The following is a 22604-nucleotide window of genomic DNA, read 5'->3' on the forward strand; positions in this document are numbered from 1 at the left end:
CTATTCAAAATATCTTCAGGTAAAGGAACATCAAAATATTTTGAGATGACCTCATCTACTTTATTATAAGTAAGTGAACACAATAAAACCAAACTGTGTAAAGAAATGTAAAATCGCCCAAACCCTCTTCAATCTTGCCTCTTGCATGAGTGCCTTTTGCCTTGCCATAACGACAATTTTCAATACCAACCTACTTACTTGCTGAGAGCGATCGCCAAAAAACCAGAAACCCCGATATTGGTAAATTGAAGTATGAAAATAGAAAATATGTCCACGCAAACTAACCACAGCTTTAAGTAGTGAGACAAAATTAATTACACAATGTCATTGCGTAAGCGTTGCGTGGCGTTAGCCATATGGAACGAAGTGAAATGAAGCAATTCCAAGGGTTGTGATTGCTTCCCTTCGCTCGCAATGACTGTCAATATTTTTGTTCAGTTACTTACTATGTGAATTTAACCGGATTTGATATGACCTGTTCCCTTTTTTTGGTGATAATAGAAATTGCGAATCTGTGGAGATATAGAAGAAAATGACTAAGTTACGGGTGGGTTTACTGTTTGGTGGACGTTCTGGAGAACATGAGGTTTCAATAATTTCAGCCCGGGCGATCGCCCATGCCCTCAGTTTAGAAGAAAATGCTAAAGAATACGAAGTTTTACCTTTCTACATTCAAAAGAATGGCAGTTGGCAAGCAGGAGTTACTGCACAACAGGTTTTAACATCTGGTGTTCCCCATGAAATCCCCTCCATAACCCCTAATTTATGGCAATTTCCTCCAGAAACTCAAGAAGTTGATCTTTGGTTTCCCGTGCTTCATGGTCCTAATGGCGAAGATGGTACAATTCAAGGTTTACTAACTTTGATGCAAGTTCCCTTTGTGGGTTCTGGAGTCTTGGGTTCAGCCATAGGAATGGATAAAATTGCCATGAAAATGGCTTTTGCCCAAGCGGGATTACCTCAAGTAAAATATATTGCTGTCAGCAGAGAGCAAGTTTGGTCAAATGCTTGTGTATTTCCCAAGCTGTGTGATGAAATTGAAGCCACATTGGGCTATCCCTGCTTTGTCAAACCTGCTAATCTAGGTTCGTCGGTGGGAATTGCCAAAGTGCGATCGCGTCAAGAATTAGAAACAGCTTTAGATAATGCCGCCACCCATGATAGGCGAATTATTGTCGAAGCTGGAGTTGTAGCCAGAGAAGTCGAATGTGCCGTTTTAGGTAACGAAAACCCCAAAGCCTCCGTTGTTGGTGAAATTACCTTTAATAGTGATTTTTACGATTACGAAACCAAATATACCCCTGGGAAAGCCGATTTATTCATTCCCGCAAATTTACCAGATACAGTGGCACAGCAAATTCAAGACATGGCTTTACAAGCCTTTGCGGCTGTTGATGCCGCTGGTTTATCCAGAGTAGACTTTTTCTATGTAGAAGCTACCGGAGAACTTTTTATTAACGAAATTAACACTTTCCCAGGGTTTACCTCCACAAGTATGTATCCCCAACTCTGGGCTAATACGGGTATACCCTTTGCCCAATTAGTACATCAGTTAATTCAACTAGCGATCGCCAGGCATTCTCCCATTAATTAAGGGGATTAGGGATAGGAGATAGCGGATTAGTTAAAAGGGGAAAATATTTCTTTTTCCTATTGTCATAAATATGATTTATGTGATTAATGTGATGGATAATGAACAAGAGTTAAAAGAAAAGCGAAAGACTGGAAGAATTCCAGTAAATCTACTGAAAAAATACCCTGGAATCTGGTTCTTGAGTTTGTTAATAATTCCGATAGGAGTTGTAATTATTGCCTATAATCAACTAATTTATATTGGCTATGTGCCACAGGTAAAACAGGCAGAAACTCCATATATCCCCGTACAATCAACCATTTCTACATTTTCCGATACTAGTAATCCCCTACCTCTATGGTTGATCATTGCCGTCATCTTCTGCTGTTCCAGCGGTTCGTTGGTAATTTTCTACCTATTACAAAATTCCAAAGAAAGCACAAGAACTAGTCAACGCCATCGCAATAGTCAAAAAATGCCCTCCCGAAAGCGTTATAAACCCACTAATAGTAAAAATTTGCTCATAATTTCGCCTCCAGAAAAAATCTATCCCCTTCATGCCAATACAGAATTTGTCAAAGACAGACAAGATTCACGATTTCTCTGAAAACCTAGCAATACAAGACTTTCAAGAAAATGCCAACTTGGCAACCAAGTTTTAATTACCTAAGTTACATTGATGCAAGATAAACAACCTCAATTCTGTGGTTATTAACGTTTACTAAATATTGATTATTTCAAACAATCCCTTACCCTTAATTTATGCTCACATTTTTCAGCGTAAATAACAATGATTTATAAACACTTGATTGACCATTAATTGAATCAAAAATAATCACAATAATCAGATTTGACATTTGCTGCAAAGGGAATATTAACCGCATATCAATACTGTCGTTGTTAAATCAACCCCCCTAAATAACTGGCAGTATTTATATATGTTCCCAAACGCTACAGCAGTAAATGTAGAGTGGGAGATTTTAGGCTTTTGGTATGCCTTCTCCCACTCTCTTTTTATTTATAACAACCTTGTATCTTAGAGGGTTTTAGCGCAGGTACGAGGCAGGTACGGAAAATTGCCTGAATTTCTATCATTAGTCAATTTTCAAAATTCAACAGAAATCGGTCTCTTTTAAAAACTCTAAAATTGCTGCATTCACCACATCAGCAGAACCAGTTGACGCATCATGATAACAGTTTTGCAAAATTTGTAAGCGAGAATTAGGCAAATGTTGATGTAATTTTTCTCCATGACTAACAGGAAACCAACTATCTTGATCACCCCATAAAACCAAAGTTGGACATTCAATATTTTTGAGATTATTTTGAATATTTTTCAGCATACTTGGCTGATTTTTTCGCAAATTCTCAATTTCTTGAGCAGCAATTTGTAACTCTTCAGCCACTTTTACCAAAGTCCCCGGAATTTCAATGAATGGGTAAGTAATCCAATAAATATCTTCTTCTGTTAATAATGAAGGATTATATAATACCTTGCGTCTTTCTGCTCCCATCACTTCTCTGACTAAAGGTGCAAACCAATATGCAAGACGTAAATCATCAATTGCATGGATAATTTCTATTGGTGTTTGTGCCAGTAAACCCATAGACCAATGAGGTAAAGTTTCTGTAAAAATAGGAGCGTTAATTACTACTAACCGTCCGATTAAATCAGGACTTTTACCAGCTAATCCCAGAGAAATTAATGCCCCTATAGATTCGGCGACAATTATCGGTGGTTCATCACATAAAGCTTGAATAATGCGTTTTAATTCAATAATTTGATGTCCTGTTTCTTCTCGACGAGATACGGGCTTTTCTGAAAAACCAAAACATTTAAAATCACAACAAATTACTCGAAAATATCGAGATAATGGTTCAATACTATGCCGCCAATTATAACTCCAACTGCCTAAACCATGTAATAAAATCAGCGGTCTCCCGTTACCTTTTTCACCATAGGCTATTTGAATTGGATAACCTTGAGAATCATTAATAATCAGATTTTGCCGCCCTTGAGGAAAATTATCTTGCCACCAATCTTTCATGATTTTATAGATAAGTCATTTAACTACCAGTAAAAACTTGCCATAATATTCTTATTAATATCACGGGTATGGATATTAAAACAATAGCCAGTAGAAATAAGCCAATACTAAAAATGAGGATAAATGAATTATCTGCTTTTTGATTTTGATGCGGAGATTTTAAAGCTGCTTCCAATAAAATGATATTGTAATTATTCGCTCTCCAAGCAAAATCAAACAAATCTCCTAACATGGGAATAGCCCCAACTAAAGAATCTACAATCACATTCATTACCATCCGTCCTAATGTGGCTACGGGTACGCCTAATTGTGCGGCTTCCATGATAATATAAAATGAAAATATTAACCCTAAAGCATCACCACCTATGGGTAGTAATCCAATAATTGGATCTAACCCAACTCCTATTTGTGTTCCGGGAATAGTAATTATATTATCTAATAGTCCACTAAATTGACGTAGACGCTTTAATCGAGGTGCATAACCATCAGGTGTAATTACAAATGGTTCAGAAGAATTAGGCATTATTAATTATTTCCACTGACTGAGTAATCAACTTTCTTATTATCTCATTTTCTTAACTCAAATTTTTTCATATTTAGGGCTGCCTGAATAAAGCTAGAACCGTTTACCAATAAGGATTTTGCATATTTTTATCACAAAAAAGTGCAAGTTTTTAGCTAATGGTGTCTCAAAACAGTTGCATTTTTCCTGATCGGATATGTAGGTGGACACAATAAAACCAAACTGTGTAAAGAAACGTAAAATCGCTGAAAACTTCTTCACTCTTGCCTCTTGCCTCTTGCCTTTTGCCTTGCCATAACGACAATTTTCAACGCCAACCTACTTATGGGAAATTGAGGCTATCCAGGCTGAAACTGTTCCCTGTACCCAGTTAAGAGTTCCCTCCCCTCACAGATAACTTTTATGGCTTACGCCGCGCTACGCTATCAGCAAACCCTACATATATCCAGGTATACTTGTTTTTTACGAGCTTGACTAATTCCCAAGTTGTTTGCAAATTTATCTCTCAACATATTTAAGCTCTGACTAGATTGAGTTATTCGGTGACAATCAACATTGATAATTTTTTTCTAGTCTACTACTCTATTGGTTCTATCAAGAAGGTTAAACCTATCTCTACTACAAAAAACTTCTATGACTCAAGATCTCACACAAAAATGGTTAACCGAAATTCAGTCTCTCACACAACAGATGACGAAATTTCAGCGGGAACGAGATGAAGCTTGGGAAAGTTCGCAAAAATGGCGACAACTTTATAATACCGAAGCAGAACAACGGCGTGTAGACGCAAAAATGCACCAAGAAGCTATGGTGTCTATAAAGGCTGAAGTCCAAAAATTTTCGGTTGTTAATGGGGAAACAGGAACTGATATGACTACAGCTATTCAGCAAGAAATTTCCCAGTTTAATTCTATAGAAGAGTTACAAACTCAATTGTTAGAAGTCATACAGGAACGTGATTGTCTATTACAAGCTTTGAAACTTGAGCAAGAAAATCACGCTCAAACTCGAAAAAGTCTTACTACAGCTTTAGGTGATGCTATTGATAGTTTAGCCCGTTTAAGAGCGGGCAGCAAAAATACAGGAGGTGATTGACACTCCAGTTCCCTCCCCTTTATAAGGGGAGGGTTAGGGAGGGGTAAAACATTTGATACAGCAATCATTTCAATTATGTGATGCTTAGATCCCCGACTTCTTAAAGAAGTCGGGGATCTTAATTTGAGAATAGTAGAAATTAACCGAAATGTTTGATGATTGCGTCTGCAAATTCAGAACACTTTAATGGTTGTACAGGTGGTTCCATTAACCGCGCTAAGTCATAAGTAACTTGACCATTGACGATCGCATCACCCAATCCTTTTTTAATTAAATCTGCGGCTTCTTGCCAACCCATATATTCCAGCATCATCACACCGGAAAGAATCACCGAACCGGGGTTAATTCTGTCTAAGCCCGCGTGCTTTGGTGCTGTCCCATGAGTAGCTTCAAAAATCGCGCAGGAGTCGCCAATATTTGCCCCTGGACCCATACCTAAACCGCCAACAATAGCAGCAGCAGCATCGGATAAATAATCACCGTTCAGGTTCATTGTCGCCAGAATAGAATACTCATCTGGTCGAGTTTGGATTTGTTGAAAGATACTATCAGCAATGCGATCATTGACCATGATTTTCTCTTTCCATTTACCGTTTCCGTGACTGTCCCAAATTGTATTGAGAACGGTTTCAACTTCCTTGACAATTTGGGCTTTTTTCTCTGGAGTCAGGGAATCAAAACCAGGATCAATTTCATGGGCATTTTCTTCTAAGGAAATATTGGGGTTTTTTTCCTTATTACCCAAAATCCAAGATTCCCGTTCTGTCACGCACTCTTGACGGAATTCGCTGGTTGCTAATTCATAACCCCAATCCCGGAAAGCGCCTTCTGTGTATTTCATGATATTGCCTTTATGCACCAAGGTGACTTGTTGCTTATTTTTGGGCAATAACAAAGCGTGTTTAATGGCACGTCTCACCAAACGCTGAGAACCGGTTTTGCTGATGGGTTTGATACCGATACCAGCGTCCAGGGGAATTTGCTTTTTACCATGTTCTGGGGTAGCAGGTATCAATTCCTCATTCAAGAATTTTATCAGGCGATCGCCGATTTCACTACCTTGCTTCCACTCAATCCCCAAATAAATATCTTCCGTATTTTCCCGATAAACAATCACATCCAGTTTTTCAGGAGTTTTGTGGGGAGAAGGTGTCCCAGCGTAATAACGACAAGGACGCACGCAAGTATAAAGATCAAAGATTTGGCGTAATGCCACATTTAAAGACCGAATCCCCCCACCGACAGGAGTAGTCAAAGGACCCTTAATAGCTATGCCATATTCTTTAATCGCCGTCAATGTATCCTGGGGCAAATACTGGTATGTACCATAGAGATCACAGGCTTCATCACCAGCATAAACCCTAAACCAGCTAATTTTTCTTTTGCCCTTGTATGCCTTAGCGATCGCCACATCAAGCACCTTTTCCGTCGCCGGCCAAATATCTATACCCGTACCATCACCGCGAATAAAAGGAATAATTGGATTTTCAGGAACAACCGGTTCACCATTTTTGAACGTAATTTTCGCGCCGATAGTGGGAGGAGTAATCTTTTCGTACATAATTCACACATTCCAAATAGAAGAAATTCACAAGTTCGTAGGGGCGCAGTGCCTGCACCCTAAGATCCAGGTCTTGCGCCCTAAGATCCAGGTCTTGCGCCCTAAGATCATTACAGTAACCCCTGGATTCTATGACCCCTTACCTGATAAAGTATTGTTAGTTAGGATTTGCACAGTCCACTGGGAGTAATTTTTTCAGACACACACTCAAAGACTTTGCAAATTCACTTCGCTATTCGTCCTTCATTTTGTAGAATAACCGATAGCAATAGATAGTTTATTCACGCTCACGCTAACACGAGTAACGGCATGACAGACCCAATGATTGTATCAGGCACTACAAATGATCTCGACTCCCTCCGCCAAAAGTTAATCGCTGGGTCCGAAAAAGTCCAACAACAAATCATCCCGCAGTTAGCTGACTTGGGTAATGATGGGTTAGATGTGTTGAAGGAATTTTTGCTGAAACGTCGTGATACCCCAGCAACTTGGATTGATGGTAAAGTCTACCAAGTCATCTATAATACTAATGCACCGACAGATCAAGAATTTCTACAAACTAACTTTCCTGAAGGAATTGTACCTCTAAAATCGGACTGTGGGATCAGTTACAATTCTTTGCAAAAGTTACTTGCCAATCAGGATTTTCAAGCGGCTGATCTCTTGACAATTCAAAAAATGTGTGAAGCGGCAAGTCCCCAAGCAGTACAAAGAAAATGGCTATACTTTACCGAGGTAGAAGGTTTACCAATTCAAGACTTACGCACTATCAATCAACTCTGGGTAGTTCACTCAGAAGGTAAATTTGGCTTCTCTGTCCAGCGCGAAATTTGGTTAGGTTTAAGTAAAAATTGGGTCAACTTATGGCCAAAAATTAACTGGAAGAATGGTAATAACTGGACAAGATATCCTAACGGGTTCACCTGGGATTTAAGCGCCCCTAGAGGTCATCTACCCCTCTCTAACCAACTGCGCGGGGTGCGGGTGATGTCTTCTCTGTTGTGTCATCCTGCTTGGAATAAGTAGTTATATCCCGTTAGATCCCCCACTTCTCAAAGAAGTCGGGGATCTGAAATTAACCAACTGCAAAGCCTGTATATTGTCTCATCAAAGGCTCATGAAAAGCTAAGACAATATCTTCTTTTGGTACACCTAATTTAACTAATTCATCGGCAATACCAATTTCAGTTCCATTCTGTTGTATCCAAATTTTGCCGTTTTTGATATCAAGATGTAAAACACAACCATACATCGGGTGGCGATTTTTCCAACCCGTATAAACAACCTGATAATGATCTCTTTCTTGATCAAAAATGAGTTGTGTTTCTACTTCTTCATCCGATGGACTTCCCTGGGCATATTCAATTAATAAATTTTGGATATACCCACGATATTGTTCTATTTTTTCCATAGTGAAATCACCTCATTATTTGGATCATAAATTAGTAAACTTAATTGAAAATGGTCAATAACTTCTTCTATAAATGGCAAGTTAAAAAAGGTTTCATAAACCCCCTGCGGAACTGCTAAATATAAAAAACGATCAGGCTGTTGTTTTTTCAAAGCAAGACGATAGTTAAGAAATTGACCCAAGGCTGTATGAAATTCAGAAATATTTGAGGAACTAACAAAGCTTTTAATCTCAACCGCGATCTTTTCTTCTCCTTTCTCAGCAGCTATGATTCTTTCTGCACCCAAATCAATTTGCATATCAACCCTACCTGAGCGAATTCTCAAAGGATCATCCGTGATTACCCAACTCTCTTTTTCTAATCCTTTCCTAACAGCATCATGAAAAATATCTTTAGCAGACATTAGCTTACAATTAAGTCATTTCTATCTATGATTATTATAATATTTTCCGTCTCACCTAACTGAAATTCTCGTAATAGCCCAAATAAGTATTTGTGCGTTATATATAGTACATCTAAATTAAGTATTGACACCTCAGATGAGATGTGTAAATAATTAAACAGGACAACCAAACAAATGGTACAACAGCTTAGAACTCTATGGCTAAAGCATCGGTGGTTGTCTCAGAAGCAGGATTCCTTTATGGCAAATCTTGCGTTGTGGCTTAGTTTCAATATTTATCCCGATGTTTTGTTGCGTCGCTAATTACTCAATTAGTACGAATGAAATAAGCTGTATGGATAAATATTGAGTCTAAGGCATAACGCAGGTTTTCCCAGGGAGGAATTTTGCTGCTGAGACTGAAACTGATTTAACACTGAAATTGGTTAACATAGAGCAACTAAATGAGGGAAAGCTAATTTTTTAGTTTTTTCCTTCGTCTAGTTATATTGCTATAAATGTGTGATTTGTTGAAGCTGTCCAGTTAACTTAAAAAACTGGATATTTTACTATGCGTCATCTACCTTTGAACACCGAAACAGTTCAAAAACAAGACTCTGTTGCCATTTTTTGTGACTTTCAGAATGTCGGTTTAATCACAAAAAATGCTGATTTATTGCTTGATTTTGCGAAAATGCAGGGAATTATAAAATGGAAGAATTTTTACTATAATTCCCTGCACAAAAGTCAAGTTGATGCTAAAAATAAATTTGAATTACTTGGTTTTAATTGTGTAGATATTCCTGATAATTCAAAAAATAGTGCAGATAAGCAACTTAATAAAGAATGTTGCAGAACAGTTGCTGTTAATCCTTTGCTAAAAACGATTATTCTTGTTTCAGGAGATTGGGATTTTGCTGGATTAATTACAATTCTCAAAGCTATGGGAAAAAAAGTAATTGTTTTGGCTCAAAAAGGTAGTGCAAGTCAAAGATTAATCAACCTGGTTGGAGATGAGAATTTCTATTTAATAGACAATTTACCTAAATTAGTTCAGAAAAGAAATCAACCTCAAATAACTAATATCCATGCTCAGATTAGTTATAATGAAGCTGTAGAATGTTTGAAAAAAGCTATCAAGAAAGCAGTCACTCAAGGTAAACCTACAAACTACAGCTATCTTAGTAAATTGATGCGTCAACTTTTGCCTAAATATCAAGGTGTTCCTTCTATTTCCACACCTAATGGCAAAAAAATCAAAACCTTTACACAATTTGTTGATATGGTTGTCAAGGAAGGTAGAATCATCAGACAAAATCAGGATTTATTTTTAGAATAATTAGATAAAATACCTGCCTGAATTTGTCTTGTTAATTCCAGTTTATTAATATAACTGGTTTATGATAACCGCACCTTGCGGTTTTTTGTTTTTTTCAATAAGTCCCTAAAAGATAAAAGATTAAAATGCACGAACTTCTCACATTCAATAACGAAAAACTTCTTCGTCAAGCACTAACTCACCGTTCTTATGTCAATGAACACCCAGGAGAAGAACATAACGAGCGCCTAGAGTTTCTTGGTGATGCTATTCTCAATTTTTTAAGCGGTGAATATCTCTATGAACTTCATCCAGAAAAAGGAGAAGATGAATTAACTCGTCGTCGTTCTGCATTAGTAGATGAAAAACAATTAGCAAAATTTGCGATTGAAGTAGGTTTAGACTTGAGAATCCGTTTAGGACAAGGTGCAATTCTCGATGGAGGATATAATAATCCTAATTTATTAAGTAGCACATTTGAAGCAGTTATTGGTGCTTATTATCGAGATAAAAATTGCAATATTGCATTACTTCGCCCTATTGTAGAAAAACTTTTTGCCTCTGTACCTGAGAATATTGTTGTATCTCGCTCTAATGTAGACTCAAAAAACCGCTTTCAGGAGTGGGTACAAAGTAGTGGTAACACAACTCCACCCAAATATGTTACAAGACAAATAGGTGGACAATCTCATACACCAATATTTGAATCTGATGTCTTTGAAGTAGTGAATGGGAAAGAAATATGGCGGGGAAAAGGACAAGGACGCAATAAAAAAGATGCAGAAAAAGCTGCTGCTGAAAATGCGTTAGATAACTTGTAGAAAATGGTTATTAAATTGATAATTGTTGATTTTCTGCTTGTATTGGCGAATATAATTCGCAGCTACACAGACAGAACCCATCTATTCCTGCTGTCCCGTGAGAGGGTGTTTGAAAATTCATGATTGCTGTATCAAATGTTTTACCCCTCCCTAACCCTCCCCTTATAAAGGGGAGGGAACTGGATTTTCTTGTTTCAATAAAACCAAACTGTGTAAAGAAACGTAAAATCCCTGAAAACTTCTTTACTCTTGCCTCTTGCCTTGCTATGACGACAATTTTCAACGCCAACCTACTTAAGGGGGGTAACAATATGATGAAAATTACGGGATACCACTTTTAAAACATCCTCTAAGGGATACATGGGTTTCAAACCCTTGATTTTTCATTAGTTCACGCAGGTGGACTTAGCCTGTGTAGTAGCGATTTATAATCGCCGGAAACTATTATTCATGACGAATACTGATGTTATTACTGAATATAAATGTTAATGTTCTATCATTATTCAGAATTAAGTAAGTCAGCTTAATCCAGTACATTTAATTTAATAGTGCTGGAACGGAGGAACCAAATTGTGGGGCGTATTTTTGTCTTGACTAATTTAGGAATTTAAGATTTAAAACTCAAATCAAATCTAAAATCAAGCAAAAAAGGGTATCTCTCAACCCTAGCCCGTCAGCTAACTTCGTAGGCATTGAGAGGAGACTGAAGAGACAGAATTTTAATTATGTTCTGATCTCATCAGTGTCCAAGGTTGGTACTAGTTAATATTTGCGTATCCAAGCTTAACTCTGCTGAGGTGAAATAAATGATATTGCAACTAAATTTAGCTGCCATTGTCGCAGTTGCTGGAAAAGCTATTTGGAGAAAAACCAAACCAGTAATTTTTCAAGATACTTTCATATTTCCCGCACTGGGCTGTTTAGGAATTATTTTATTGTGGTGGGTAGTAGCACTAGCTAACCATGAATTAATGCCCACACCACCGGAAGCTTTAATTGCTAATTGGGACTATATCTTACATCCATTCTATGAGAGAGGTCCAGGTGATTTAGGAATTGGTTGGTTATTATTAGCCAGTTTACGGCGGGTAATATTAGGATTTGGTTTAGGGGCATTAGTAGCAATTCCCTTGGGTTTTTTGATTGGAATTTCGAGACCCGCAATGCTGGCTTTTAATCCCATTATTCAGATTTTCAAACCTGTATCACCCTTAGCCTGGTTGCCAATTTCTTTATCTCTGTTTAATTTAGCAGATCCTTCCGCTATTTTTGTGATTTTCATTACTTCCCTCTGGCCAACTATTATTAATACAGCATTAGGAGTTTCTAGTGTACCAAAAGACTATTTAGATGTAGCACAAGTTTTAGAAATGCCCCGTTGGCGACAGATTACCAAAATTATTCTACCTGCTAGTTTGCCTTATATTTTTACAGGTTTGCGAATTAGTTTAGGTATTGCTTGGTTGGTAATTGTGGCTGTAGAAATGTTGACAGGTGGAATAGGAATTGGCTTTTTTGTTTGGGATGAATGGAGTCGTTTAAATCTGAGTTCTGTATTTTTAGCAGTGTTTATAATTGGCTTAACTGGGTTGGTTTTAGATTACGGTGTGGGCAAACTTCAAGAGTTAGTTACTCACCGTCCAGGAAATTAATGATTTAAACGCTGATAGAAGATGATGAACGCGGATAAACGCAGATGAATTTGTACTTTCATAAAATCCCAAATGATAAATTATGACTGAAAATCATTTAACTCGCAGAGATTTTATTGCAGGAATAGGGGCGACAACTGCGGGAATAATATTATCATCCTGTGCTGTTTCGGGAGATAAATCTGCGAAGGGACTAACAGAAGAAGCTTTAGCGGTGATACCAGTAGTCAAATCCCAAGATTTAGAAAAACCGGACATTACTGTGGGTTATGTTCCTGTTAATGATTGTGCGCCATTTGCGATCGCTTGGAAAAAAGGATTTTTCCGCAAATATGGCTTAAATGTTACACTCAACCGCGAAGCCAGTTGGGCTACCTCCCGCGACGGCTTAATTTTCGGTCGTCTCGACGCTTCCCCCGTCGTCTCCGGTGCTGTTACCAACGCTAGAATAGGTGCAGAAGGTGCGCGTCATGCTCCCTTGTGTGCAGCAATGACCATTCACCAACATGGTAACGCTATGACCATGAGTAAGGATATGTGGGACTATGGCATTCGTCCCTGGTATGAATATCAACAAAAATACGGTGATGGGGCTTTAGAAGCCTTTGGGAAGGACTTTCGCGGCTATTTTGACAAACAACCCCCAGAAAAGAAAATCTGGGCTGTAGTCCTCAGTTCTGCCATTTATGAATACTTTGCTCGCTATCTTTCTGCTGCTGCGGGTGTTGATCCTCTTAAAGAATTTCGGGTCATAATTGTTCCACCACCGCAAATGGTAACAAACATGAGAATTGGGGCAATGCAAGCTTACATGGTCGCCGAACCTTGGAATACTAGAGCAATTACAGGTAATGAAGGTATTGGTTTTACATTCGCTCAAGGTAAGGAAATTTGGCACGGACATCCAGATAGACTCCTGGGTGTAATGGAATCTTTTATTGTTAATTATCCTAAAACTTACCGTTCTTTGGTAAAGGCAATGATTGAAGCTTGTCAATATTGTAGCAAACCCGAAAATCGTCAAGAAATAGCCGAATTACTGACAGAAAGATCATTTACTGGTGCGAAACCTAAAAAGCCGGGTGTGCCTATTACTAAATTTACTGGACCGGGAATTATTGGCAATTATAATTATGGTGGTTTTGATGGCAAAGACCGCACTATCAAAGCAGATGACACCACAATTTTTTATGATCTTCCTAACAGTATTCCCCTCGAAAAAGGGGAACATTCTACATTTTTATGGCGTTCTCGCAGTCTTTGGTTAATGACTCAAGCAGCACGGTGGGGACAAATCAAAGAAATTCCTAAAAATGCTGAAGAAGTAGCCGCAAAAGGTTGGAGAACCGATTTATATCGAGAGATAGCCGCAGAAATGGGAATTGAATGTCCCAAAGATGATTATAAAGTTGAACCTCCTGAAGCATTTATAGATAAAAAAGGATTTGATCCTAGTAATCCTGTAGGATATCTTCATAGTTTTGATATCCGTGCTAACGCTCCTTCTCAGTTTTTTTTATCCTAAAAAATAGGTAATTAATTATGGAATATATAACTTCATCCCAACATAATATTACAGAAACTTTGCCCCGTAACGGATTTTTAGAAATCGAAAATTTAGTTAAATCCTATCCAACCCAGGACAAAGGAAAATTCACAGTTTTAGATCATGTTAATTTGACTATTAAGGAAGATGAATATATTTCTGTAATTGGTCATTCTGGTTGTGGTAAATCCACATTATTAAAAATAATTGGTGGTTTTGAAAAAGCTACATCTGGTTCAGTTCGCTTAGATGGAAAAGAGATTCGTAAACCAGGAGCCGATAGAATGATGGTATTTCAAAATTATTCATTATTACCTTGGTTAACTGTCCGCGAAAATATCCGTTTAGCAGTAGATGAAGTTTTGAAAAATGCCAACCGTGCCGAAAAAATTAGCATTGTCAATGAACATTTAGCAATGGTAAACTTAACCCCAGCCGCAGATAAATACCCTGATGAAATTTCTGGAGGAATGAAACAAAGGGTTGGTATTGCTAGGGCTTTAGCAATTCGTCCCAAAATGTTATTAATGGATGAACCTTTTGGGGCTTTAGATGCCTTAACTCGTGGTAAATTACAACGTCAAGTATTAGATATTTGGGAACATCATCGTCAAGCAGTCATGATGATTACCCATGATGTTGACGAAGCAATTTATATGTCAGACCGAATTATTTTGATGACGAATGGACCATCGGCAAAAATAGGAGAAATTTTAAAAGTTCCTTTTGAACATCCCAGAGATAGAATAGCCATGCGTAACTCCACAGAATATTTTGAACTTCGCAATCATGCTCTGAATTTTCTTGATCAAAATTTTACACCAGAGTAGGGACAAACCCCCCCGGTTGTTGCCCAGATTTGCTTAAATTTTTGGCGTTGCTGATAGCCTGCGTGGCGTAGCCATAAGTAATCGGACAAAAATATTTACAGTCATTGCGAGCGAAGGGAAGCAATCACAACCCCTGCGATTGCTTCATTTCGATTCGTTCCATTCCCAATAAAATTGTGTAATTAATTCTGTCTCACTACTTATCGAGGTATGAAATTCCCAAATTGAACCTTTAAAACTCAAACCTCAGTGCGTGATTGCGCCTTGGCGTGAGACTAAAATTCATACCCTTAATCAGCAACGCCAAATTTTTGTTCCCTAATTACCAGAGACAACTTTTAAGCCCGGAGAGTTTAAAATTTCAGTATTATCTTTTCTCACTATTAAAGTGGAGGTAGAATTTCCATCTTCAGTTATAGGTTGTTCTAAAATGTAGACATAATCCCCATTTTTCCAACCTGTAATACATTTACCATCTCGACAGGAGACTTTACCACCTGTTAACTGGAGACATTTACCATTAGTATCACATCCTTGATAACTGACATCTCCCGTACCATTAACTCCATTCCAAGAATCAGTATTACTCAAAGTAATTGTCCATTTATCATTACTTAAAGTTTGTGATTTACCACTTTGGGAATTACTGCTTGGTGATTTTTCCTCTACACCTGCATTCACAACTTCCATTTTTGTAATAATGGATTCTTTGCGAGTTTTACCACAAGGTTCTGCACTTTGACAATCACTCACTGATTGGATTTCATAAACGGCATTAACTTTTTTATTTAACACCTTTTTTTCATCAGCACACATTTCAAAAGTCGCCCCAACATTGTGTTCAATTCCTTTTTTATCTACTAAAGTGACGTAACACATTAAATCACCATTGACTAATTTTGTAACCGTTCCCTCCTTGGGTTTTATACTTGTACCCGTTTTAGTATTTTTATCTAGATTACTACGAACAAATTTTCTCTTATGTTCTTTATTATCTTTATTTCTTTGTGTTTCTGATGCTTGTTTATCTTCTTTTTCACTGACTGCTACTGGAGAAGTTTCCGTTGGACTTTCAGTAACAATATTACTCGAATTTTCTTGAACTGCAACCTTGGGTGTGTTACCACAACCTATCAAAGATACATAGCTAAGAATGACAGCAATTACGGGAATTAATTTTTTCATGGTGAAGTTACAATAATCGAGAATATTCCCGTATTTTAACATAAACCTAAATTATACTTTTAATATTTATCAGGAATTTTCACATATAAAAATAGAAATCATGAATGATATTTGAGAAATTTTAATATCATGGTGAGTTACGCTGTAGCTAACATACCTTAGTCGTCTGTCAAGAACTAATTGACGGGTAAATAAATTTTTCTTCTTCCTTCTTTCTTCGCGCTCTTTGCGTCCTTCGTGGTTCATTTCTTCTTTATCCGTCAAAATTTATTTGACAGACTACTAGTTATCAAAAATAAAATATTACTCCTATATCAGAATTTTTTTAGATACAACCTGAATTAATTGATAATCTTTAAAACTACCAATAACCCGATAATGTATTGGTAACTCAACAAAACTCGGTTGGTAAATCCAAGCATAACTCAAAATAGGTAACTGGGAAACTAAATCTACATTCTTCCCATATTGAGGTGTATAGAAGTAAATTAGCAGAGATTCTTTATCATTAAATCCTTTACCTTTAACAAAGTTAATCGGATGATTATGCAAAACTTTATTAATTGTTTCTTGTTTGTAAAATACTCTAAAATCTGGGTTGAAATCACCTAACAAACCTAAATTACCTGCTGTAGCTACAGATAACCAACAACTAATTAATAAGCTACCTAGCCAATAATGAGAAGTTAAAAACTTACGGTGATAATAAAACTTACCTATCCAGATTAACGGCACAATTAAGCTACCAAAACCAGAACATATCATCAGAATTGCATATTTGTGAATATTTACCTCACCCCAAACTAAAATACTTATTCCGGCTAAAACTAAAATTATGCCTAATATTCCCCAAGCATAACTAATATTTCTCGGTAAATAAATCATCTGATGAGATGAATATTGATCATCAAATCCTTTTTGGTAAATTTTTCCTAACCAATCTAAACCCACCGCAGATAAAAAAGCAATAAATGGATAAATGCAAAGACTATAATGAGATAAACGAGTGGAAAATATACTCAATTCAGTAAATAAGATAACGGGAAACCCGATTAATATTAATGGATATTTAGAAATTGAATACCGAATTACTAATGTTATTCCTAATAAACTAAAAAAGAACCAAGGAAAAGATTTTAAAGCTAGATTCCATACATAAAATAAAATGCCATTTCTATGTTGTTCATGACTACCTAGTTCTATAACAAATCCCAATAAAGCTGCAATACTATCGCTACCATAACGTAACCAGCTAAAATAAAGCCAAATTAAGGTAGGAATTAAACCGACCAAAAACCCTAAATACAACATGGGGTTAGTTAAATGACGATGACGACGATGATCTATGATTAAATAAGGTAATAATGCCATCATTGGCAGAAAAATCATTAAACTTCTCATCAAAAAACCTAAGCCAAAACTCACCCCGGTGATAAAACCATATAAATATCGTTCTTGAGGATTTATATCAGATTTTAATAAAAAGAAAATTCCTATAAATACTAATAATATAGTTGGTAAATCTGGTGTTGATAACCGACAATATTGTATCCACAAAAATTCTACGCTGAGAATAATAATTCCCCAAAATGCTAATTTTTGAGATAAAAGAATTTCTCCCACTTTATAAATAACAAATATGCTCAAAATTCCCGCAATCATTGTCGGTATTCTCGCGGTTGTATCACTAACGCCAAATATTTGATAAAAAATAGCAATTAACCAATAAAAACCAGGGGTCTTATGATGAGGATGACCCCAAGGTGATACCCAATCACCTGTTTCCAACATTTGTCTAGCTCTCAAAGCATAAAGTGTTTCATCATGAGCCATGAGACTGGTTTCCCCAGAAGTAAATAACAATAAAGGAAGTAGCCAAATTAATAACTTGCAATATGGGAATTGCCAAAATAGCCGAATTAATTGGATAATATTGATGATTCGTGGTGATTTAAAAAACATTTATGAATTGTAAAATATAGTATTTTTCATGTAAAATAAGTGAAGTTATCAAAACTAACTTACCAATTAGAATACTAGCCAAAATTTTTAGATCAGGTAAAAAAGACATTTATGCTACTGCAACCAAATCAACGGATTAAGTTAGATGAATCGGATGATCAGTTATTCTATAATTACCCTCGCTTTGTCACTCATGTAGATAATGGTTTTATTCAACAATTAACTGATTTATATTATCAGCGACTTCGAGCAAATATGCGTGTTCTTGATTTAATGAGTAGCTGGGTATCGCATCTACCTACAGAGATAGATTTTGCTCATGTACAAGGACATGGACTAAATGCTGAAGAACTAGCCCGAAATACTCAATTAAATCATTATTTTGTCCAAAATCTCAATACAAATCTCCAGTTACCTTTTCCAGATCAAGACTTTGATGCTGTTATTAACTGTGTTTCTGTGCAATATATCCAATACCCAGAGGCTATATTTTCGGAAATACACCGCATTCTTAAACCCGGTGGGATAGCAATTATTAGTTTTTCTAACCGGATGTTTTTTCAAAAGGCAATTCAAGCCTGGCGAGATGGTTCGGAAGCTTTTAGAGTAGAATTGGTCAAGGGCTATTTTACCTCAGTTCCTGGATTCACGACCCCGGAAGTGATTTGTTCGACCTCAACAGCACCAATTTTCTTGCAGTGGTTGGGAGTAGCAGGTGGAGATCCTTTTTATGCAGTGATAGCTCAACGTCTCGCGTAGTCTTGTACTACAAAAATATCCAAATATTTTGTGATGATCACTACCTCCAATCATTATTTAAAAGTAAATTTTCTAGTTTGTAAGTGACAAAATAGTTGATAATTGCCTCACAAGCTCAAGTATCAAGGAGAAGCCAAAAATGGTGATAAATCGTGGGCGGAGAGTTTTAGCTGCTGTACTGCTATCAATTGTACTACTGACTACAGCTTGCGCGACAAAAGCACCCAGTCGTTTTGATCAAGTACAACAGGAAAGTACGAAGCAAAGAAGTGGACAGGCAGTAGTTAAAAATGCAACTCAGGGTAGTAAATTAAATGAATTCTTCCCCAGTGGCGGAGATGGCTATGATCGAGTCTACACCCAAGAGAAAAAGGGCTTTTCTGAGGCAAACTTGAAAAAGGGTGGTAATGTAGTTGCCCAACTCGCTATTTCTGATACCAGTAGCATACCAGGGGCAGCGGCTAAATTTGCTAATAGCACCGAAAAAATAGGTGGTTATCCCGCAGTAAAAGTTGGTAATACTCAAACTTCTGTGCTAGTGAATAAGTACCAAGTGAAGGTGATTTCTAAAAGTCCATCATTTACTGCGAGCGATCGCGCAGCCTGGATAGAAAAATTTAATCTTGATGGTTTAGCAACGTTGAAATAGTTTAATCGCTTCCCTAACTAACAACCGACGTTAATACAAAACATACATAAGGAGAATCTTGTGAGTAAACCAATTCAGCAGCTAGTTGACGAACTACCAACCAGTAACTTGACTGTTTCCATGTTGAACGCTTTAGATTTTGTTGCTCCTGGTGAATGGGAAAATACAGTTGGTTTTGTGAATACCATTAAAACTGTTACCGGGGAAACTGACGAAGACTTAATTCAACAAATTGGCGAAAGAGCAATTTATTTATTTAACGATAAATCCCAAGGATATCAAACCGCCCTCTGGCTTTATCAAACCGTTGACGGTGCAGATAAGGCTTTGGGTGCAGCAGCTTTGGCTAATAAAATTGGGGAAAACATTCCCATGCTCGGTTTTTTAAACTCTCTGACTCCCAAACCAGACAAAGCTCAAACCATTGACTTAACCCTGAAATTAGTAGCTGAAGTAGTCGCCTTTTGTCAAATTAACGGTATTCCTGGAGATAGTATCGGCGATTTTGTCGGCTCTTTAGGTGAGTATGGTGGTGAGTCACTTATCCGCATGGTGGCATTAGTTTGTGTTGATGGTTTAATACCCCTGGGACCAGATTTTATTAACAAAGCCTTATCTGGGATTAGTCGAATGAATCCCCAGGATTTAAACCAAAACTCGACTTTCCAAAGCATCAAAAATACTATTCCTGGCAGTGGCGATGCCGGTAAACTCAACTTTATTGAGGAAAGTTTTAATTCAGTTAGCGGTTGGATGAGTGGGCTGGTGACAAGCAATAATTTAACCCCACAAAAAGTAATTGGTAATTTGCAATCTTTCACACAAATTGCTGATGACAAGCTAGATTATCTAGCAGCATTTATAGATGTGTCTACAAATTACTATGAACACACAGGAACTCAGACTTTAGCACGACGTTTAATTGAACGAGCGATCGCTGAAATTTAGTCTGTAGGGGCGCAGGGTCTGCGCCCTCTATTTTATTGAATTCTAGCGATAACCACTATATTTTGAAGTACAAGAAGAAATAATTAACCGCAGATGGAAGAAGATGGACGCAGATAAACGCAGATAAATTTGGACTTCATCCTTTTAAATCTGAGTCTTTATGAGTATAAGTATGACAGCTTGTCTTTTGACACAATTTCTATTTATAGGGAAAATGGAAATTAGTGATTTTTATTACCGGGTGTGAGTCCAAAAATATGACTAAGAATTTTTTCCTACCAGTTTATTTACTAAGTTTACTGGTGACATTTCCTGCTGTAGCTGCTGATAATGAAAATAATCAAAATGCAGTCAATTTAGATATTCCTAATTTAAGTGAAATTGAATTAACCGCCACAAATGCTCAATTATTAACCCAACAACCAACAGTAACCGAAGTTAAGCCAGAACCCGCCCCAGAAACAGATTTAACTCCTACAGACGATGCAGATATTTCCATAGACACCATTGGGGAAAAAGATGTTCTCCCTGAATCTACTCCCACTTATGTAATTGAAAAAGAAGAAATTCAAAAACAGGGTGCAACGAGTGTTGCTGATGTTTTAAAAAGAATGCCCGGTTTTGCTATTAATGATGTGGGACATGGCGCAGATATTCACACAGGTACATACTATCGAGGAGCTTCAATTAATCAATCTGTATTCCTGATTAATGGTAGACCAATTAATAGTAATATCAGTACATATCATGGTGCAACTGATTTAAATAGTATTCCGATAGAGGCTATTGAACGAGTCGAATTATATAGCGGTACGGCTGCTTCTTTATATGGTTCTTCAGCCTTTGGCGGAGTTGTCAATATCATTACCAAAGAAGGTTATGGCAAACCAAAACTAAATGCTAGTGCTGAATTTGGCTCATTAAACTTAAATAATCAACAGGTAACTTATAGTGGGTCAACGAATAAAGTCAAATACAACTTTAGCTTTGAAAGGTTCTTTATAGATAATCGTTATCGCGTTCCTGTTGGTGCTGCAAATCGTGATGCTCAAGGATACTTATTTAATGCAGATACAGCTACTAGCACTTATTTTGGTAGCATAGGTGTAGATTTAGATCCTAAAAACTCCTTGAATTTAGATGTAACTACCCTGAGTAGTCGTCGGGGGTTGATTTATTTCGGTTTTCCTTTACAAAGAGACCGATTAGATCATGATGGTTTGAATATTGGCTTATCTTGGAAAACTCGACTTGGTAAGGGAGAAAATTCCAATTTAACAACTACATTGGGTTACAACCGAGATTATTTTAGCACATACGGACCAACGGGAGCGACATTTTACCGAACCGGAATTTTAGATACACAACAATTCAAAGCTAGGATAGATCATGAATGGAAAATTACCCCGAATAATCAATTACGTTGGGGATTAGATTTAAAAAATACCGATTTAATTGGCGATGTTTTGAGTACGAATCCTGCCCTAATTGCTAAAAACGAAAGAGAAGATAGAAGTACATTTAATACGGCTTTATTTGCTGTTAATACTTGGCAACTTAGCGATGCTGTGCAAGCAGATTTAGGGGTAAGACAAAACTTTGATAGTCAATTTGGGAGTTATTTTAATCCTAGTGTTGGATTACGTTATGCAGTTAATCCAGTCATTGCAGTGCGTGGAAGTTGGGCAGGGGCGCAACGCAATCCTGGGTTGGATCAATTATATGTTTTTGATACGGTTCATAATTGGAATCCTAACCCCGATTTAAAACCAGAAACAGGTTCTACTTGGACGGCGGGAATAGATGTGAGATTGTCTGCAAATTTGTTAGGACAATTTACTTATTTTGGTAATAGTTTAGATAATCGTTTGGGCATAATTAGTGGCAGATGGGAAAATATTGGTTTAGTAGATACCAATGGTTTAGAAGCAGCATTGCAATTAAAAATTGCCAGTGCATGGTCAGCTTTTCTCAACTATACTTACACAGATGCTCAAATCAAAACTGGCAGAGAAAAGGGATTACAATTAGGATTAATTCCCTATTCTTGGCTACAAACTGGAATTGGTTATCAAAAGAATGGATGGCAAGGTAATTTATATGCTACTTATAATAGCGGTACTCGTCGTTCTGTTTTTAATAATGCAGCAGCAGGAGAAAAAAGTACAGATTTTGCCCCGTCTTTCTTTAATTTAGATTTGAGTGGACGGATTCCTGTAAATAAAAACTTGGGATTAACTTTTTACTTAGAAAATCTTCTGGGTGAACAATATGAACGAGTGAATCGGATATATAGTCCTGGTTTTACTTTCCGTGTGGGTCTAACTTCTAGTTTGTAGG

Annotated in this window: 21 protein-coding genes and 1 riboswitch; of the genes, 13 read left to right on the plus strand and 8 right to left on the minus strand. The window is 37.1% G+C overall.

The genetic code is table 11. From position 1 onward, the window contains the following. Positions 1–63: 63 nt before the first annotated feature. Complete coding sequence (locus FJR37_RS02045) at positions 64–288, minus strand: hypothetical protein (protein WP_168465152.1); 225 nt, start codon at positions 286–288, stop codon at positions 64–66. 244 nt (positions 289–532) lie between these two features. Between FJR37_RS02045 and FJR37_RS02050 the strand changes: the two genes are divergently transcribed. Beyond that, the gene (locus FJR37_RS02050; RefSeq protein ID WP_168465153.1) at positions 533–1594 is read left to right on the plus strand and encodes a D-alanine--D-alanine ligase family protein; all 1062 of its coding nucleotides are present in this window, start codon (positions 533–535) and stop codon (positions 1592–1594) included. Positions 1595–1664: 70 nt separating this feature from the next. Beyond that, the gene (locus tag FJR37_RS02055) at positions 1665–2180 is read left to right on the plus strand and encodes a hypothetical protein (RefSeq protein ID WP_052149817.1); all 516 of its coding nucleotides are present in this window, start codon (positions 1665–1667) and stop codon (positions 2178–2180) included. 505 nt (positions 2181–2685) lie between these two features. Here FJR37_RS02055 and FJR37_RS02060 read toward each other — a convergent pair. Then, positions 2686–3621, minus strand: a complete 936-nt coding sequence (locus FJR37_RS02060) for an alpha/beta fold hydrolase (protein WP_039200763.1) — start codon at positions 3619–3621, stop codon at positions 2686–2688. Between the two features lie 19 nt (positions 3622–3640). Further along, a complete protein-coding gene (locus FJR37_RS02065) occupies positions 3641–4144 on the minus strand; it encodes a DUF4112 domain-containing protein (protein WP_027401598.1) in 504 nt (167 codons plus the stop codon). 633 nt (positions 4145–4777) lie between these two features. Here FJR37_RS02065 and FJR37_RS02070 point away from each other — a divergent pair. Further along, on the plus strand, positions 4778–5239 hold the full coding sequence (locus tag FJR37_RS02070; RefSeq protein WP_039200761.1) for a hypothetical protein: 462 nt from the start codon (positions 4778–4780) through the stop codon (positions 5237–5239). A 139-nt stretch (positions 5240–5378) separates the two neighbouring features. Here FJR37_RS02070 and FJR37_RS02075 read toward each other — a convergent pair whose 3' ends face one another. Beyond that, positions 5379–6800, minus strand: coding sequence for an NADP-dependent isocitrate dehydrogenase (locus tag FJR37_RS02075; RefSeq protein ID WP_168465154.1), 1422 nt, complete (start codon positions 6798–6800; stop codon positions 5379–5381). 309 nt (positions 6801–7109) lie between these two features. Here FJR37_RS02075 and FJR37_RS02080 point away from each other — a divergent pair, with 309 nt between their 5' ends. Continuing rightward, positions 7110–7826: a GUN4 domain-containing protein gene (locus FJR37_RS02080; RefSeq protein WP_168465155.1), complete on the plus strand. Its 717-nt coding sequence runs from the start codon at positions 7110–7112 to the stop codon at positions 7824–7826. Positions 7827–7875: 49 nt separating this feature from the next. Here the strand turns inward: FJR37_RS02080 and FJR37_RS02085 are convergent, their stop codons facing one another. Then, positions 7876–8211, minus strand: a complete 336-nt coding sequence (locus FJR37_RS02085) for a XisI protein (protein WP_039200759.1) — start codon at positions 8209–8211, stop codon at positions 7876–7878. Then, a complete protein-coding gene (locus FJR37_RS02090; protein WP_039200758.1) occupies positions 8199–8615 on the minus strand; it encodes a XisH family protein in 417 nt (138 codons plus the stop codon). Before FJR37_RS02090 ends, FJR37_RS02085 begins: the two co-directional genes overlap by 13 nt. A 550-nt stretch (positions 8616–9165) precedes the next feature. Here FJR37_RS02090 and FJR37_RS02095 point away from each other — a divergent pair. From FJR37_RS02095 to FJR37_RS02115, 5 genes are all read left to right on the plus strand, one after another. Then, positions 9166–9933 carry an NYN domain-containing protein gene (locus FJR37_RS02095; RefSeq protein ID WP_039200757.1) on the plus strand — a complete coding sequence of 256 codons (768 nt, stop codon included), beginning with the start codon at positions 9166–9168 and terminating at the stop codon, positions 9931–9933. A gap of 125 nt (positions 9934–10058) precedes the next feature. After that, a complete protein-coding gene (gene rnc, locus FJR37_RS02100; RefSeq protein ID WP_039200756.1) occupies positions 10059–10733 on the plus strand; it encodes a ribonuclease III in 675 nt (224 codons plus the stop codon). A 510-nt stretch (positions 10734–11243) separates the two neighbouring features. Continuing rightward, a riboswitch (cyclic di-AMP (ydaO/yuaA leader) is annotated at positions 11244–11440 on the plus strand. Between the two features lie 99 nt (positions 11441–11539). Continuing rightward, complete coding sequence (gene ntrB, locus FJR37_RS02105; RefSeq protein ID WP_027401592.1) at positions 11540–12385, plus strand: nitrate ABC transporter permease; 846 nt, start codon at positions 11540–11542, stop codon at positions 12383–12385. Positions 12386–12467: 82 nt separating this feature from the next. Beyond that, positions 12468–13910: an ABC transporter substrate-binding protein gene (locus FJR37_RS02110; RefSeq protein WP_168465156.1), complete on the plus strand. Its 1443-nt coding sequence runs from the start codon at positions 12468–12470 to the stop codon at positions 13908–13910. Positions 13911–13927: 17 nt separating this feature from the next. Next, entirely contained in the window at positions 13928–14761 is an 834-nt protein-coding gene (locus FJR37_RS02115; RefSeq protein ID WP_053539391.1) for an ABC transporter ATP-binding protein, read from the plus strand. Positions 14762–15079: 318 nt separating this feature from the next. On the opposite strand, the gene FJR37_RS02120 is transcribed toward FJR37_RS02115, so the two are convergent. Together FJR37_RS02120 and FJR37_RS02125 are read right to left on the minus strand one after the other, a co-directional pair. Continuing rightward, positions 15080–15988, minus strand: coding sequence for a hypothetical protein (locus FJR37_RS02120; protein WP_235335023.1), 909 nt, complete (start codon positions 15986–15988; stop codon positions 15080–15082). A 267-nt stretch (positions 15989–16255) separates the two neighbouring features. Beyond that, complete coding sequence (locus FJR37_RS02125; RefSeq protein WP_168465157.1) at positions 16256–17908, minus strand: glycosyltransferase family 39 protein; 1653 nt, start codon at positions 17906–17908, stop codon at positions 16256–16258. Between the two features lie 111 nt (positions 17909–18019). On the opposite strand from FJR37_RS02125, the gene FJR37_RS02130 reads away from it, so the two are divergent. The 4 genes from FJR37_RS02130 to FJR37_RS02145 all read left to right on the plus strand — a co-directional run bounded on the left by FJR37_RS02130 (position 18020) and on the right by FJR37_RS02145 (position 22603). After that, positions 18020–18667: a class I SAM-dependent methyltransferase gene (locus FJR37_RS02130; protein ID WP_053539394.1), complete on the plus strand. Its 648-nt coding sequence runs from the start codon at positions 18020–18022 to the stop codon at positions 18665–18667. A gap of 139 nt (positions 18668–18806) precedes the next feature. Continuing rightward, positions 18807–19316: a hypothetical protein gene (locus FJR37_RS02135; protein WP_168465158.1), complete on the plus strand. Its 510-nt coding sequence runs from the start codon at positions 18807–18809 to the stop codon at positions 19314–19316. A 60-nt stretch (positions 19317–19376) separates the two neighbouring features. Beyond that, entirely contained in the window at positions 19377–20264 is an 888-nt protein-coding gene (locus FJR37_RS02140; RefSeq protein WP_168465159.1) for a hypothetical protein, read from the plus strand. 257 nt (positions 20265–20521) lie between these two features. Beyond that, on the plus strand, positions 20522–22603 hold the full coding sequence (locus tag FJR37_RS02145) for a TonB-dependent siderophore receptor (protein ID WP_168465160.1): 2082 nt from the start codon (positions 20522–20524) through the stop codon (positions 22601–22603). The last annotated feature ends 1 nt before the right edge of the window (position 22604 follow it).

Origin of the sequence: Aphanizomenon sp. UHCC 0183 (assembly GCF_009712065.1) — a bacterium.
Taxonomy (GTDB): Bacteria; Cyanobacteriota; Cyanobacteriia; order Cyanobacteriales; family Nostocaceae; genus Dolichospermum; species Dolichospermum heterosporum.

Bases quoted from the DNA above. Each gene is read 5' to 3' on its own strand.
- FJR37_RS02125 (WP_168465157.1), bottom strand. From the start codon at position 17,908: ATGTTTTTTAAATCACCACGAATCATCAATATTATCCAATTAATTCGG.
- FJR37_RS02095 (WP_039200757.1), top strand. From the start codon at position 9,166: ATGCGTCATCTACCTTTGAACACCGAAACAGTTCAAAAACAAGACTCT.
- FJR37_RS02130 (WP_053539394.1), top strand. From the start codon at position 18,020: ATGCTACTGCAACCAAATCAACGGATTAAGTTAGATGAATCGGATGAT.
- FJR37_RS02120 (WP_235335023.1), bottom strand. From the start codon at position 15,988: ATGTTAAAATACGGGAATATTCTCGATTATTGTAACTTCACCATGAAA.
- FJR37_RS02060 (WP_039200763.1), bottom strand. From the start codon at position 3,621: ATGAAAGATTGGTGGCAAGATAATTTTCCTCAAGGGCGGCAAAATCTG.
- FJR37_RS02110 (WP_168465156.1), top strand. From the start codon at position 12,468: ATGACTGAAAATCATTTAACTCGCAGAGATTTTATTGCAGGAATAGGG.
- FJR37_RS02080 (WP_168465155.1), top strand. From the start codon at position 7,110: ATGACAGACCCAATGATTGTATCAGGCACTACAAATGATCTCGACTCC.
- FJR37_RS02050 (WP_168465153.1), top strand. From the start codon at position 533: ATGACTAAGTTACGGGTGGGTTTACTGTTTGGTGGACGTTCTGGAGAA.
- FJR37_RS02135 (WP_168465158.1), top strand. From the start codon at position 18,807: ATGGTGATAAATCGTGGGCGGAGAGTTTTAGCTGCTGTACTGCTATCA.
- FJR37_RS02075 (WP_168465154.1), bottom strand. From the start codon at position 6,800: ATGTACGAAAAGATTACTCCTCCCACTATCGGCGCGAAAATTACGTTC.
- FJR37_RS02070 (WP_039200761.1), top strand. From the start codon at position 4,778: ATGACTCAAGATCTCACACAAAAATGGTTAACCGAAATTCAGTCTCTC.
- FJR37_RS02115 (WP_053539391.1), top strand. From the start codon at position 13,928: ATGGAATATATAACTTCATCCCAACATAATATTACAGAAACTTTGCCC.
- FJR37_RS02085 (WP_039200759.1), bottom strand. From the start codon at position 8,211: ATGGAAAAAATAGAACAATATCGTGGGTATATCCAAAATTTATTAATT.
- FJR37_RS02065 (WP_027401598.1), bottom strand. From the start codon at position 4,144: ATGCCTAATTCTTCTGAACCATTTGTAATTACACCTGATGGTTATGCA.
- FJR37_RS02145 (WP_168465160.1), top strand. From the start codon at position 20,522: ATGACTAAGAATTTTTTCCTACCAGTTTATTTACTAAGTTTACTGGTG.
- ntrB (WP_027401592.1), top strand. From the start codon at position 11,540: ATGATATTGCAACTAAATTTAGCTGCCATTGTCGCAGTTGCTGGAAAA.
- FJR37_RS02090 (WP_039200758.1), bottom strand. From the start codon at position 8,615: ATGTCTGCTAAAGATATTTTTCATGATGCTGTTAGGAAAGGATTAGAA.
- FJR37_RS02055 (WP_052149817.1), top strand. From the start codon at position 1,665: ATGATTTATGTGATTAATGTGATGGATAATGAACAAGAGTTAAAAGAA.
- rnc (WP_039200756.1), top strand. From the start codon at position 10,059: ATGCACGAACTTCTCACATTCAATAACGAAAAACTTCTTCGTCAAGCA.